The sequence below is a fragment of the Burkholderia sp. D-99 genome (assembly GCF_011605345.1).
Lineage (GTDB): Bacteria > Pseudomonadota > Gammaproteobacteria > Burkholderiales > Burkholderiaceae > Burkholderia.
Genome location: NZ_JAAOXM010000003.1, coordinates 250698 through 264239, shown reverse-complemented (window position 1 = coordinate 264239; position 13542 = coordinate 250698). Strand labels below are relative to the sequence as shown.

Annotated in this window: 14 protein-coding genes; 11 read left to right on the top strand and 3 right to left on the bottom strand. The window is 68.9% G+C overall.

Annotation, left to right across the window (positions count from 1 at the left end):
- Positions 1-102 precede the first annotated feature (102 nt).
- The 11 genes from urtB (at position 103) to ureG (ending at position 10030) form a co-directional block, all read left to right on the top strand.
- Complete coding sequence (urtB, locus tag HAV18_RS15125) at positions 103-1722, top strand: urea ABC transporter permease subunit UrtB (protein WP_166957186.1); 1620 nt, start codon at positions 103-105, stop codon at positions 1720-1722.
- 1 nt (position 1723) lies between these two features.
- Positions 1724-2911 (top strand): urea ABC transporter permease subunit UrtC, encoded by a 1188-nt coding sequence (gene urtC / locus HAV18_RS15120; RefSeq protein WP_166957184.1) that lies wholly within the window; start codon positions 1724-1726, stop codon positions 2909-2911.
- Entirely contained in the window at positions 2908-3765 is an 858-nt protein-coding gene (gene urtD / locus HAV18_RS15115) for an urea ABC transporter ATP-binding protein UrtD (RefSeq protein ID WP_027788161.1), read from the top strand. The genes urtC and urtD overlap by 4 nt, the downstream gene beginning before the upstream one ends.
- A 4-nt stretch (positions 3766-3769) precedes the next feature.
- Positions 3770-4462, top strand: a complete 693-nt coding sequence (urtE, locus tag HAV18_RS15110) for an urea ABC transporter ATP-binding subunit UrtE (protein WP_166957182.1) — start codon at positions 3770-3772, stop codon at positions 4460-4462.
- Positions 4463-4616: 154 nt separating this feature from the next.
- Positions 4617-5492, top strand: coding sequence for an urease accessory protein UreD (locus HAV18_RS15105; protein ID WP_166957180.1), 876 nt, complete (start codon positions 4617-4619; stop codon positions 5490-5492).
- Between the two features lie 236 nt (positions 5493-5728).
- Positions 5729-6031: an urease subunit gamma gene (gene ureA, locus HAV18_RS15100; protein ID WP_006406310.1), complete on the top strand. Its 303-nt coding sequence runs from the start codon at positions 5729-5731 to the stop codon at positions 6029-6031.
- A gap of 8 nt (positions 6032-6039) precedes the next feature.
- Positions 6040-6345, top strand: a complete 306-nt coding sequence (locus HAV18_RS15095; protein ID WP_166957178.1) for an urease subunit beta — start codon at positions 6040-6042, stop codon at positions 6343-6345.
- 31 nt (positions 6346-6376) lie between these two features.
- On the top strand, positions 6377-8083 hold the full coding sequence (gene ureC / locus HAV18_RS15090) for an urease subunit alpha (protein WP_166957170.1): 1707 nt from the start codon (positions 6377-6379) through the stop codon (positions 8081-8083).
- Positions 8084-8101: 18 nt separating this feature from the next.
- Positions 8102-8701: an urease accessory protein UreE gene (ureE, locus tag HAV18_RS15085; protein ID WP_166957168.1), complete on the top strand. Its 600-nt coding sequence runs from the start codon at positions 8102-8104 to the stop codon at positions 8699-8701.
- Positions 8688-9368, top strand: coding sequence for an urease accessory protein UreF (locus HAV18_RS15080; protein WP_166957166.1), 681 nt, complete (start codon positions 8688-8690; stop codon positions 9366-9368). Before ureE ends, HAV18_RS15080 begins: the two co-directional genes overlap by 14 nt.
- Before the next feature lie 14 nt (positions 9369-9382).
- Positions 9383-10030: an urease accessory protein UreG gene (gene ureG, locus HAV18_RS15075; protein ID WP_069746001.1), complete on the top strand. Its 648-nt coding sequence runs from the start codon at positions 9383-9385 to the stop codon at positions 10028-10030.
- A gap of 63 nt (positions 10031-10093) precedes the next feature.
- Here the strand turns inward: ureG and waaA are convergent, their stop codons facing one another.
- The 3 genes from waaA to waaC are packed head-to-tail and all read right to left on the bottom strand — an operon-like array spanning position 10094 to position 13411.
- Positions 10094-11449 carry a lipid IV(A) 3-deoxy-D-manno-octulosonic acid transferase gene (gene waaA, locus HAV18_RS15070; protein WP_166957164.1) on the bottom strand — a complete coding sequence of 452 codons (1356 nt, stop codon included), beginning with the start codon at positions 11447-11449 and terminating at the stop codon, positions 10094-10096.
- A 37-nt stretch (positions 11450-11486) separates the two neighbouring features.
- Complete coding sequence (locus HAV18_RS15065; RefSeq protein WP_166957162.1) at positions 11487-12371, bottom strand: Kdo hydroxylase family protein; 885 nt, start codon at positions 12369-12371, stop codon at positions 11487-11489.
- A gap of 44 nt (positions 12372-12415) precedes the next feature.
- On the bottom strand, positions 12416-13411 hold the full coding sequence (waaC, locus tag HAV18_RS15060) for a lipopolysaccharide heptosyltransferase I (RefSeq protein ID WP_166957160.1): 996 nt from the start codon (positions 13409-13411) through the stop codon (positions 12416-12418).
- Positions 13412-13542: the final 131 nt, after the last annotated feature.

The window sequence follows — 13542 nt, the reverse complement described above, 5'->3', positions numbered from 1 at the left end:
TCCCGCAGGTACCGATGGTCCGGGCGCGCTTGCCGTGACGCACCGCAAGCGCCCGCACATCGCCGCCTGCATCCGCTTCCTCACGCCCGACAGGATTTCCCGATGCCTACACGCTTTCGCCGAGCCGCCGTCGCGATCGTCGCGTGCGCCGCCCTCGCGGGCGGGCTGCCGCGCGCCGCGTTCGCGCTGACGGCCACCGATACCGCCGCGCTCGCCGGCGACGACTTCGACGCGAAGACGGCCGCAATCGAACGGCTCGCCGCCGATCCCGATCCACGCGCCGTCGCGCTGCTCAATGCGCTGTCGACCGGTGACGCGCTCGCGACCGGCGACGGCCGCCTGCTGATCCAGACCGGCGACACCACGCACGACGCGCTCACGCAGGCCGCGACGCCGGCCGGCGACGCGCAGCCCGTGATGCTGAACAACCTGCTGCGCACGAAGATCACGGGCGCGCTGTCGGGGCTCGCGCTCGCGTCGCCCGATGTCACCGCGCGACGCGACGCGATCGATGCGTTGCTGAAATCGCCCGACCCGGCGCTCAAGCCGATGATCGACCGCGCCCGTGCAAAGGAAACCGATCCCGCGCTGAAGCGCCGCCTCGATGCATTGTGGGCGATTGCCGCGCTGCACGACGCCGACCCGGCGAAGCGTCTCGAAGCCGTGCAGGTGGTGGCCGCGCGCCACGATCTCGACATGATCGAACAGTTGCGCCCGCTCGTCGCGAAGAACGCGGACGGCAGCTACACGGAGCCCGATGCGCGCGTGCGTGACGCCGCGCAGCAGGGGCTCGACGCACTGCATTCGCTGCAGCGCCGCGGCGAGATCGTCGGCACGCTGTTCGCCGGCCTGTCGCTCGGCAGCGTGCTGCTGCTCGCCGCACTCGGCCTCGCGATCACGTACGGGCTGATCGGCGTGATCAACATGGCGCACGGCGAATTCCTGATGATCGGTGCGTACGCAACCTATGTCGTGCAGACGCTGATCCAGCGCTACGCGCCCGGCGCGTTCGACTGGTATCCGCTCGCCGCCGTGCCGGTGTCGTTCGTGACGGCCGCGCTCGTCGGCATCGTGCTCGAACGGCTCGTGCTGCGGCACCTGTACGGCCGCCCGCTGGAGACGCTGCTCGCCACCTTCGGCGTGAGCCTGATCCTGATCCAGGCGACGCGCATGCTGTTCGGCGCGCAGAACGTGCAGGTCGTGAACCCGTCGTGGATGAGCGGCGGCGTGAGCGTGATGCAGAACCTGATCCTGCCGTACAACCGGCTCGCGATCCTCGCGTTCGCGCTCGCGGTGGTATTCGTTGCGTGGGCCGTGCTGACGAAGACACGGCTCGGCCTGTTCGTGCGCGCGGTCACGCAGAACCGCCGGATGGCCGCGTGCGTCGGCGTGAAGACCGCGCGTGTCGACGCGTACGCATTCGCGTTCGGCGCGGGCATCGCGGGCCTCGGCGGCTGCGCGCTGTCGCAGATCGGCAACGTGGGCCCCGACCTCGGCCAGAACTACATCATCGATTCGTTCATGGCGGTCGTGCTCGGCGGTGTCGGGCAGATCGCCGGCACCGTGCTCGGCGGCTTCGGGCTCGGCCTCGCGAGCAAGGCGATCGAGCCGTTCTGGGGCGCCGTGCTCGCGAAGATCGCGGTGCTCGTGATGATCGTGCTGTTCATCCAGAAACGTCCGCAGGGCATGTTCGCCCCGAAGGGCCGCAGTGCGGAGGCTTGACGTGACTTCATTCACCCATTCGCTGTCCAACCCGGTCGCCGATGCGCCGCAGCCGGCTGCCGCCGCAAGCGCGGCAGACGGTTTCGCGCTCGGCCTGCCGCCCCGCCCCGCGCTGCTGTCGCGACGCGCGTGGCTCGCGCTGATCGCGCTGTGCATCGCGATCGGCATCTGCGTGCCGCTCGCCTCGCTCGTCGTGCCCGAGTCGAGCGCGCTCCATCTGTCCGCCTACGCGATGACGCTCGCCGGCAAGCTGATGTGCTACGCGATCGCCGCGCTCGCGCTCGATCTCGTGTGGGGCTACTGCGGCATCCTGAGCCTCGGCCACGGCCTCTTCTTCGCGCTCGGCGGCTATGCGATCGGCATGTACCTGATGCGCGAGATCGGCCGTGACGGCAAGTACGGCAGCGACCTGCCCGATTTCATGGTGTTTCTCGACTGGCACCAGTTGCCGTGGTACTGGAGCGGCACGCAGCACCTCGCGTGGGCGCTCGCGCTCGTCGTGCTCGTGCCGGCCGTGCTCGCCTGGGTGTTCGGCTTCTTCACGTTCCGCTCGCGCGTGAAAGGCGTGTACCTGTCGATCATCACGCAGGCGCTGACGTTCGCCGCGATGCTGCTGTTCTATCGCAACGAAACCGGCTTCGGCGGCAACAACGGCTTCACCGACTTCAAGCGCATCGCGGGCTTCGCGGTCACGTCGCCCGGCACGCGCACGGTGCTGTTGCTGCTCACGTTCGCGACACTCGTGCTCGCGTTCATCGCCGCGCGCGCGATCGTCACGAGCAAGCTCGGGCGCGTCGTCACCGCGGTGCGCGACGGCGAGACGCGGCTGATGTTCCTCGGCTACAGCCCGCTCGCGTACAAGCTGTTCGTGTGGACCGTGTCCGCCGTGCTGTGCGGCATCGCGGGTGCGTTGTACGTGCCGCAGGTCGGCATCATCAACCCCGGCGAGATGTCGCCCGGCAACTCGATCGAGATGGCGATCTGGGTCGCGGTAGGCGGGCGCGGCACGCTGATCGGGCCGATCATTGGCGCGTTCGCGGTGAACGGCGCGAAGAGCTTCTTTACCGCTTACTTCGCCGAATACTGGCTGTTCTTCCTCGGCCTGATCTTCGTGCTCGTGCCGCTGCTGCTGCCGCGCGGGATCATGGGCCTCGTCGAAGCCGTGCTCGCAAAAGGAAAACGCGCATGAACGGAACGGCCCTCTATCAATTCACGCCACCGCCCGAGGACGAACTGCTGGCCGTCAGCGGCACCGCGTCGATGGGGCGCGTGGTGCCGCCCGGCATCGACACGTCGCACGGAACGATCCTCTACCTCGAGGATATCGAGGTGAGCTTCGACGGTTTCCGCGCACTGAAGAAGCTGTCGCTCGCGATCGACGCGGGCGAGCTGCGCTGCGTGATTGGCCCGAACGGTGCGGGCAAGACGACGATGATGGACGTGATCACCGGCAAGACGCGCCCCGATGCGGGCAAGGTGTTTCTCGGCCAGACCATCGACCTCGCGCGCATGAACGAGCCGGAAATCGCGCGCGCGGGGATCGGTCGCAAGTTCCAGAAGCCGACCGTGTTCGAACAGCATCCGGTGTGGGAGAACCTCGAGCTCGCGATGCAGACCGACAAGGGCTGGCTCGCGTCGCTGCGCGCGCGGCTCGACCGCACCGCGCAGGCGAAGATCGAGGAGACGCTCGCGCTGATCGGCCTCGAAAGCGACGCGTATCGCGCGGCGGGCGAGCTGTCGCACGGGCAGAAGCAGCGGCTCGAGATCGGCATGCTGCTGATGCAGCGCCCTGCCCTCTTGCTGCTCGACGAGCCGGCGGCCGGGATGACCGATCACGAGACGATGGAACTCGCCGAACTGCTGAACACGCTGCGCGGCACCTGCTCGATGATGGTCGTCGAGCACGACATGGAATTCGTCGCGGCACTCGCGGGCGACACGGGCCGCGTGACGGTGATGGCCGAAGGCGCGGTGCTCGCGCAGGGCACGCTCGACCAGGTCAAGCGCGACGACGCGGTGATCGAGTCTTACCTCGGACGATGATGCGATGCTGAAGATCGATGCACTGAACCAGTACTACGGCGGCAGCCATATCCTGCGCAACGTGAGCCTCGCCGCCGACGACGGCAAGCTCACCGTGCTGCTGGGCCGCAACGGCGTCGGCAAGAGCACGTTGCTGCGCTGCCTGATGGGTGTCGTCGCCGCGAAAAGCGGCAGCGTGTCGTGGCGTGGCAGGGCGCTCGGTGCACTGCCGCCGTATGCGCGCGTCGCCGCCGGGCTCGCGTACGTGCCGCAGGGCCGCGACATCTTTCCGCGGCTGACCGTCGAGGAAAACCTGCTGGTCGGCGCGGCAAGCCGGAAAGCGCCGTCGAAGGTGCCCGACCGCATCTACCACCTGTTCCCGGTGCTGAAGGACATGCGCGCGCGGCGCGGCGGCGACCTGTCGGGCGGCCAGCAGCAGCAGCTCGCGATCGGCCGCGCGCTGATGAGCGAGCCGCAGTTGCTGATCCTCGACGAGCCGACCGAAGGCATCCAGCCGTCGATCATCCAGGACATCGGCCGCACGCTGCGCCAGCTCGTCGACGACTCGAGGATGACCGTGCTGCTCGTCGAACAGTATTACGACTTCGCGCAATCGATCGCGGACAGCTACTGGGTGATGAGCCGCGGCGAGATCGTCGCGGGCGGCGACGCGCGGGACATGGAAGCGAACGGCGTGCGCGAGCTGATCGCGGTGTGACGCGCGGCACGGCGGCAGGCACGGCAACGGGTACCGGCGGCCGGTTCGCGACGCGCCCGCACGCGGCGCTTTCAACGAACGCGGCATCTGCATTATTGTTCCGGTAGCATCCACGTTCTTCGCGCCCGTTTCCTTCGTTTCCCGTTCGCTGCCGATGTCCGCCCCCGATTCGCACGCCCCGCTGTCCCGCCCCGCCGTCGCCAAGTCGTGGCGCGGCCGCCTCGAACTCGGCTTCGAGCGGCACGGCGCGCGCACGACGCTCGCGCACCGGCTGCACGACGGCCCGCTGCGTGTACAGCGGCCGCTGTACCCGGAAGGCGACGCGATCTGCCATGCGGTGATCGTCCATCCGCCGGGCGGCGTCGCGGGCGGCGACCGGCTCGACATCGACATCGCGCTCGGCGACAGCACGCATGCGGTTTTGACGACGCCCGGCGCGACCAAGTGGTACAAGTCGAACGGCCTTGACGCGACGCAGCGCATCGGCATCACGGTCGGCCGTGACGCGAAGCTCGACTGGCTGCCGCAGAACAACCTGTTCTTCGACGCAGCGCATGCGTCGCTCGATTTCACGGTGACGCTCGGCACGGGCGCGAGCGCGATCGGCTGGGACGCGACGCAGCTCGGCCGGCAGGCGGCCGGCGAAACCTGGTCGGCAGGACGCATCGCGTCGACCTCGGCGCTCGTCGATGCCGACGGCCGGCCGCTGTGGACCGAACGCGCGCTGCTCGACGCACGCGATCCGCTGCGCGGCGCACTGCAGGGCCTCGCCGGTTTTCCCGCATACGGCACGCTGTGGGCCGTCGGCGCCGCGTGCGACGCCGCGCTGGCCGAATCGCTCGCAGCCCGGATGCCGTTCGATACCACGCTGCGCGCGGGCGCGACCTGCGTGACACCGGGCGTCGTGCTGGTCCGCGCGCTGTCGACATCGATGGAAGCGCTGCAACGCCACTTCACCGACTGCTGGCTGCATCTGCGGCCGATCGTGCACGGCGTCGACGCTCGGCCGCTGCGCCTCTGGCAAACCTGAGCGCGTTCGCGTCGCGCACCGTTTCAGCGCAACGCCGCATCAGGCGCTGCACGTTACCCATGCACGACGCACCACGAACGCGCATCGCGCACCATGCGACAGGCATGGCACGCGCCTTGCTCCTTACATAACCGATACGCAACGCACGCAAAACAGCGCGGTGCTACGATGACCCGCGCGTCTGCCTGGTTGCATGCGCACCCATAAAAATTACGTTTTCCTGAACGTTTGCCTTCATGAAACTGACTCCCCGAGAGAAGGACAAGCTGCTGATCTTCACGGCGGCGCTGCTGGCCGAGCGCCGTCGCGCACGCGGCCTGAAGCTCAACTATCCGGAGGCGGTCGCCTTCATCACCGCCGCGCTGATGGAAGCCGCGCGCGACGGCAAGACGGTCGCCGAGGTGATGCACTACGGCACGACGCTGCTCACGCGCGACGACGTGATGGACGGCGTGCCGGAGATGATCCCCGACATCCAGGTCGAGGCGACCTTCCCCGACGGCACGAAGCTCGTGACCGTCCATCACCCGATTCCGTGAGGCCCCGCATGATCCCCGGCGAAATCCTCACCGACGACGGCGACCACGAACTGAACGTGGGCCGCGAAACGCTCACGCTCGTCGTCGCGAACACCGGCGACCGCCCGGTGCAGGTCGGCTCGCACTATCACTTCTTCGAAGTCAACGACGCGCTGTCGTTCGATCGCGCGACCGCACGCGGCTTTCGCCTGAACATCGCGGCCGGCACCGCCGTGCGCTTCGAGCCGGGCCAGACGCGTACCGTCGAGCTGGTCGCACTCGCGGGCGATCGCGCCGTCTACGGTTTTCAGGGCAAGGTGATGGGGCCGCTGTAAGCCGCGCCCCGCTCTTCAGGAACAGCACGACATGACACTACGCTTGAGCCGCCGCGCGTACGCGGAAATGTTCGGGCCGACGACGGGCGACCGCGTCCGGCTCGCCGATACCGAACTGCTGATCGAGATCGAACGCGATTACACGACCTACGGCGAGGAAGTGAAATTCGGCGGCGGGAAGGTGATCCGCGACGGCATGGGCCAGTCGCAGCGCGTGGCCGCCGACGTGCCCGACACGATCATCACGAACGCGGTGATCCTCGATCACTGGGGCATCGTGAAAGCCGACATCGCGATCAAGCACGGCCGCATCGCCGCGATCGGCAAGGCCGGCAATCCCGACATCCAGCCGGGCGTGACGATCGCGATCGGCGCGGCGACCGAAGTGATCGCCGGCGAAGGGTTGATCGTGACGGCCGGCGGCATCGACACGCACATCCACTTCATCAGCCCGCAGCAGATCGACGAGGCGCTCGCGTCGGGCGTCACGACGATGCTCGGCGGCGGCACGGGGCCGGCCACCGGCACCAACGCGACGACCTGCACGCCCGGCCCGTGGCACATGGAGCGGATGCTGCAGGCCGCCGACGGCTGGCCGATCAACCTCGGCTTCCTCGGCAAGGGCAACGCGAGCTTGCCGGAACCGCTCGTCGAGCAGATCGCGGCCGGCGCAATCGGGCTGAAGCTGCACGAGGACTGGGGCACGACGCCCGCCGCGATCGACAACTGCCTGTCGGTCGCCGACGACACCGACACGCAGGTCGCGATCCATACCGACACACTGAACGAAGGCGGCTTCGTCGAATCGACGGTCGCCGCGTTCAAGGGCCGCACGATCCACACGTACCACACCGAAGGCGCGGGTGGCGGCCATGCGCCCGACATCCTGAAGGTGTGCGGCGAAGCGAACGTGCTGCCGTCGTCGACCAACCCGACACGCCCGTACACGATCAACACGCTCGACGAGCATCTCGACATGCTGATGGTGTGCCATCACCTCGACCCGTCGATCGCCGAGGATCTCGCGTTCGCCGAATCGCGGATCCGCCGCGAGACGATCGCGGCCGAGGACATCCTGCACGATCTCGGCGCGCTGTCGATGCTGTCGTCCGATTCGCAGGCGATGGGCCGCGTCGGCGAAGTGATCATCCGCACGTGGCAGACCGCGCACAAGATGAAGGTGCAGCGCGGCGCGCTGCCGGAAGACACCACACGCAACGATAATTTCCGCGCGAAGCGCTACGTCGCGAAGTACACGATCAACCCGGCGCTCACGCACGGCATCGCGCACGAAGTCGGCTCGATCGAACCCGGCAAGTGGGCCGACCTCGTGCTGTGGGAGCCCGCGTTCTTCGGGATCAAGCCGTCGATGATCCTGAAGGGCGGGATGATCGCGATGGCGCAGATGGGTGACCCGAATGCGTCGATCCCGACGCCGCAGCCGGTCCACTATCGCGAGATGTTCGCGACGCGCGGCGGTGCACTCGCCCGCACGTCGCTGACCTTCGTGTCGCAGATGGCGGCCGATGCGGGCATCGCGGAACGCTACGGCCTCGCGAAGCGGATCGTGCCCGTGCGCAACTGCCGCAACGTGACGAAGGCCGACATGATCCACAACGCGTGGCGCCCGTCGATCAGCGTCGATCCCGAAACCTACGACGTGATCGCCGACGGCCAGTTGCTCACCTGCGAGCCGGCGACGGTGCTGCCGATGGCGCAGCGCTATTTCCTGTTCTGATTTCCGGTTCCCCGTTTCATGCGCACCCTCGACAAACGCATTGCCCCGAACGTGAAACTCGCCGCGTCGCTCGTCGCGCGCGCGCCGACGCTCACGCTCGCCTATGACGCCCGCTGCAAGAGCCGCCTCGCGGCGACGCTCGACACCGGCGAGGACGTCGCCGTCCTGCTGCCGCGCGGCACGATCCTGCGCGACGGTGACGTGCTCGTCGCCGACGACGGCGCGCTCGTGCGCATCGCCGCGGCGGCCGAAACCGTGCTGCGCGTGCGCGCGGCCGACCCGCTCACGCTGATGCGCGCCGCCTACCACCTCGGCAACCGTCACACGCCGGTCGAGATCGGCGACGGTTACTTGAAGCTCGAAGCCGACCCGGTACTCGCCGACATGCTGCGCCGGCTCGGCACGCAGGTCGAGGAGACCCTCGCGCCGTTCCAGCCGGAAGCCGGCGCGTACGGCGGCGGCCACAAGCACGGGCACGACGCGACGTTCGCCGAGGACTACGCGCTTGCGCAGCAGGTGTTCGGCGAGCATCACGGCCACTCGCATTCGCACGATCACGATCACGATCATCAGCATGGTCCCGGATGCACGCACGGCCACGGCCATGACCACCACTGAACTCGTCACGCTGCTGCACCTCGCGTCGCCGGCACTGCCGATCGGCGCGTTCAGCTATTCGCAGGGGCTTGAAGCGGCGCTCGACGCAAACCTGATCCACGACGCGGATACCGCGCGCGACTGGATTGCGAGCGGCCTGACCGACGTGCTCGCGCACGGCGAGCTGCCGTTCCTCGCACACCAGCTCGCGCGCTGGCATGCGCACGACGCGGCGGCGCTCGTCTCCGAAAACGCGTGGTTCATCGCGAGCCGCGAATCGGCGGAACTGCGCCGCGAGACCGAACAGATGGGCTGGTCGCTCGCGCAATTGTGCGCGTCGCTCGAATGGGGCGATGCCGCACGCCGCGCGACGCTCGCGTCGATTTCGCCGATCGCGCTACCGACCGCGTTCGCATACGCAGCCGCCGCGCACGACGCGAGCGCCGACGCCGTACTTGCCGCGTACGCATTCAGCTGGGTCGAGAACCAGACGTCCGCCGCGCTGAAGGCCGTGCCGCTCGGCCAGCTCGCCGGGCAACGCATCATCGTCGCGCTGCGCGGCGCGGTCGACGCGGCCGTACGCCGCGCGCTCGCGACGCCGCCCGACGCCGTCAACACGTTCGCGCCGCAGCTCGGCATCCTGTCCGCGCGGCACGAAACCCAGTATTCGCGGTTGTTCCGCTCCTGAACACGACACACGCCATGAACGCACCCGCTCCCTCCTCCGCCCGCCGCACGAAGAAACTGCCGCCGCTGCGCGTCGGCATCGGCGGCCCCGTCGGCTCCGGCAAGACCACGCTGCTCGAAATGCTGTGCAAGGCGATGCGCGAGCGCTACGACCTCGTCGCGATCACCAACGACATCTATACGAAGGAAGACCAGCGGCTGCTGACGGTCGCGGGCGCGCTGCCCGAGGAGCGCATCATGGGCGTCGAGACGGGCGGCTGCCCGCACACGGCGATCCGCGAGGATGCGTCGATCAACCTCGAGGCCGTCGACCGGATGCTGTCGCGCTTTCCCGACGCCGACATCGTGTTCATCGAATCGGGCGGCGACAATCTCGCGGCAACCTTCAGCCCCGAGCTGTCGGACCTGACGATCTACGTGATCGACGTCGCGGGCGGCGAGAAGATTCCGCGCAAGGGCGGCCCCGGCATCACGAAGTCCGACCTGCTCGTGATCAACAAGACCGATCTCGCGCCGCTGGTCGGCGCGAACCTCGACGTGATGGCGTCCGACACGAAGAAAATGCGCGGCGAGCGGCCTTACGTGATGACGAACCTGAAGGCGCTCGAAGGCGTCGCGGACGTGATCGCATTCATCGAGAAGAAGGGCTTGCTGACGGTCTGAGCGGCGCGGCGGCGCCACACGGTGCCGCCACGCATGCGCCCGGCGGCATTGCACCGCCTTCGTCTAGTCGTCGGACGTGTCCTGCGCGTCCTGCAGCGCGCGTGTGCCGCGTTCGGCGGGCGGCAACAGTGCCGCGAGCACATCGACCGTGCGCGCGGTCGCGCCGCGGTGACGCGCCGCGAAGGCCGCGCCGGCCGCCCCCATCGCGATGCGCCGCGCCTTGTCGGCAAACAGCGCGTCGAGCACGTGCGCGAGATCGAGCGGATCCTCGACCTGCAGCGCGGCGCCGGCCGCGACCGCGTCGGCGGTCGCCTGCGTGAAGTTGAATACGTGCTTCCCGATCAGCACCGGCACGCCGACCGCGCACGCTTCGATCAGGTTCTGGCCGCCGAGCGGCAGCAGGCTGCCGCCGATGAACGCGACGTCGGCGGCCGCGTAATACGCACCGAGCTCGCCCATCGAATCGCCGAGCAGCACCGTCACGTCGTCCGGCAGCGGTTCGGCGGCCGGCCGGCCGGCCGCGAGCGCCGCCGCGTCGGCCGCCCATGCGGAGCGTCGCACGCACTTGAGCCCGTTGCGCTCGACGAGCGCCTCGACCTCGGCGAAGCGCTGCGGATGACGCGGCACGAGCACCAGCAGCGCGCCGGGCGTACGCATCGCGGCGAACGCCTGCAGCACCAGCGCCTCCTCGTTCTCGCGCGTGCTCGCGGCGACCCACACGGGCCGCGCGCCGATCGCGTCGCGCCACGCATGGCCGCGTGCCGCGAGTTCCGGCGGCGTCGTCATGTCGAACTTCAGGTTGCCGAGCACGGTCACGTTGCGCGCGCCGAGCGACGTCAGCCGCTCCGCATCGGCCGGGCTCTGCGCGAGCACACGCGAGAAGCCGCCGAACACGTCGTGCGTCGCCGCGCCGAACTTCCCCGCGCGCCGGAACGAACGCGCGGACATGCGCGCATTGGTCAGCACCAGCGGTACGTCCGCGCGGCGGCATTCGTCGATCAGCGTGGGCCACACCTCGGTTTCCATCACGAGGCCGAGCGTCGGCCGCCATGCGTGCAGGAAACGCCGCACCGCACCGGGCATGTCGTACGGCAGGTAGCAGCGCAGCACGCGATCACCGAAGATCTGTTCGCCGGTCGCACGGCCGCTCGGCGTCATGTGCGTGAGCAGGATGCGTGCATCGGGGCGCACGCGCATCAGCGCATCGATTAGCGGCTGCGCCGCGCGCGTCTCGCCGACCGATACCGCATGCACCCAGATCAGCGGCGCGCGTTCGTCACGCGAGCGGCCCGTCACGTAGCCGAAACGTTCGCCGATGTGCTCGCGGTAGCCGCGCTCCTTGCGCGAACGCACGTAGAGCCGGATGACAGCGACAGGAGCGACGAGCCACCACAGCGCGCGATAGATCGCCCTCAGCATGCGGCAGCCCTCGTATTGAATCGAAGCAGGTGTGCGCTCAAACCAGCGCCCTGCCCTGCAGGCGTTCGAGAATGCCGAGCGGCGCGCATTCGCGGCGAACCATCGCGTCGACCGGCAGGAAGAAGGTCTGCTCGAGCATGAACTGGCCGGACATCACAGCGTGCGAAGTCTGATCCGAGAAACATATCCACACGCAGCCCGGCGGAAACGGCATCGTCTCCTGCGGGCTCGTCTTCTGGTAGTCGAGATCGGCCTTCATGCTGTCGTGCAGGTTCAGCATCAGGTGGTCGTACGCGCTGCGCGGCGACTTCGTCACGTGCAGCAGGTTCAGCAGCCACGCAGCGCCCGGCAGTTGCGGCTTGATCGACGGCAGGAAGCGCTTCGCGACGTCCTCGAACGGCTCGCCGACGCGCCACACGCGCGGCACGCCGGCCGGGTTCACGTTCGTGAACACGCGCAGGATGCGCTCGCCGTAGTTGGGCCGCGACGGGAACGCGTCGACGTGCAGCCGGCTGTCGTCCTTGCGCCATGACGTCTGGCGCGTCTCGACCTGCATCAGCCGCAGGCTCGTCGGCGCGACGCGCAGCTTGCCGCGGTATTCGGGAAACAGGCCGTCGACGAGCGTGCCGGCCTGTTGCTGGAAGCGCGCGACGAGCGCGCGCACCGCCGACTGCGTGACGCTGTCGCCGAGCACGCCGGCGAGCGCGCCGCCGTTCGGCGCGAGGCTGATGTTCTTGCGTTTCGGGTCGGCGAGCGCCGGATCGAGCAGCGCTTCCTCGCCGCCTTCGATCGCGAAGCGCAGGTGCGGGAAATACAGCACCTTGCCTTCCTCGACGGCGGCCAGCAGTTGCTCGCGCGGCGCCGACAGGTTGTGTCCGCTCCAGTCGGCGGACGGGACTTCGATGATCTGGGATTCGCTCATGATCGGTTCGCGTGGGTTCGCGCGGGTTCGTGCGTGTGACAGCGTTACAGGAGGCCGAAGCCCGCGAGCGCCGACTTCACCTGCGCGATCGACGGGGGCTGCCCCGCCGTGCCGAGATTGATGACGTTCGGCGACCAGTAGCCGCCGGTCCGCCAGGCCGTCGCGAAATTGTACAGTTCGACCGTCGGACGCTTCAGCGCCGCCGCGATGTGAACCAGACCTGTATCAACCCCGACGGTGGCGGCCGCGCCGTCGATCAGGCCAACCACGGCTGGCAGCGACAGCCGCGGCGGCACGATCGCCGCCGCGCCGAACTCCTTCGCGAGCCGCTCGCTGGTCGCGCGCTCCGCGTCGTTGCCCCACGGCAGCACGAGCGACGCGCCGCGCCGCACGAGCGACTGGCCGAGCTCGATCCACGCGGCGTCCGGCCACTGCTTGTCGGCGCGCGACGTCGCATGGACGAACACCACGTACGGCACCGGCAGGTTCAGGCCGAGCGCGGCCACCGCGAGCGCCGCCGCACGCGTGTCGAGGCCGAAGTCGACCGGATCGGCCGGCGTCGGCGCCGGGTCGCCCAGCGCGGCCGCGACGAGTTGCCGCGAGCGCTCGACGACGTGCGTGCGCGGTGCGATCGGCACGCGCTTGCGGTAGAAGAAACGCACGGGCCATTCGTAGCCGGCGCCGTCGGTACGGTTGCCGAGCCCGACGAGCGGGCCGCGCGCCCAGCTCGCGACCCAGGCCGTCTTGATCAGGCCCTGGCAGTCGATCACGAGGTCGTACTGCTCGGCCGCGAGGCGCTGGCGGAAGGCGCGGATCTCGCGCCACGTGGCGCCCGAGAACGGCTTCTTGCGCCAGCGGCGCAGCGAGAACGGCAGCACGTCGCGCACGCCGTCGACGAGCTTCACGAGGTCGACGAAGCTTTCCTCGACGAGCCAGTCGATCTGCGCATCGGGGTGGCGGCGCCGGATATCGGCGATCACCGGCATGTTGTGCACGACGTCGCCCAGCGACGACACGCGCACGATCAGGATCTTTTGCACGCTGAAAAAACGCCGGCAGGCAGCCGGCGACAAGCATAAAGGGGGGATTTTATCGCGCCCGGGGGGCCAGACAGACAAAAAGCGGCCGCACGCCTTTGGCGTGCGCCGCTTTTCGGGGATGGCGCGACGAT

Excerpts from the sequence above, each read along its gene's own strand:
- urtB (WP_166957186.1), top strand. The coding sequence starts at position 103 with ATGCCTACACGCTTTCGCCGAGCCGCCGTCGCGATCGTCGCGTGCGCC.
- urtD (WP_027788161.1), top strand. The coding sequence starts at position 2,908 with ATGAACGGAACGGCCCTCTATCAATTCACGCCACCGCCCGAGGACGAA.
- urtE (WP_166957182.1), top strand. The coding sequence starts at position 3,770 with ATGCTGAAGATCGATGCACTGAACCAGTACTACGGCGGCAGCCATATC.
- HAV18_RS15105 (WP_166957180.1), top strand. The coding sequence starts at position 4,617 with ATGTCCGCCCCCGATTCGCACGCCCCGCTGTCCCGCCCCGCCGTCGCC.
- ureA (WP_006406310.1), top strand. The coding sequence starts at position 5,729 with ATGAAACTGACTCCCCGAGAGAAGGACAAGCTGCTGATCTTCACGGCG.
- HAV18_RS15095 (WP_166957178.1), top strand. The coding sequence starts at position 6,040 with ATGATCCCCGGCGAAATCCTCACCGACGACGGCGACCACGAACTGAAC.
- ureC (WP_166957170.1), top strand. The coding sequence starts at position 6,377 with ATGACACTACGCTTGAGCCGCCGCGCGTACGCGGAAATGTTCGGGCCG.
- ureE (WP_166957168.1), top strand. The coding sequence starts at position 8,102 with ATGCGCACCCTCGACAAACGCATTGCCCCGAACGTGAAACTCGCCGCG.
- HAV18_RS15080 (WP_166957166.1), top strand. The coding sequence starts at position 8,688 with ATGACCACCACTGAACTCGTCACGCTGCTGCACCTCGCGTCGCCGGCA.
- ureG (WP_069746001.1), top strand. The coding sequence starts at position 9,383 with ATGAACGCACCCGCTCCCTCCTCCGCCCGCCGCACGAAGAAACTGCCG.
- waaA (WP_166957164.1), bottom strand. The coding sequence starts at position 11,449 with ATGCTGAGGGCGATCTATCGCGCGCTGTGGTGGCTCGTCGCTCCTGTC.
- HAV18_RS15065 (WP_166957162.1), bottom strand. The coding sequence starts at position 12,371 with ATGAGCGAATCCCAGATCATCGAAGTCCCGTCCGCCGACTGGAGCGGA.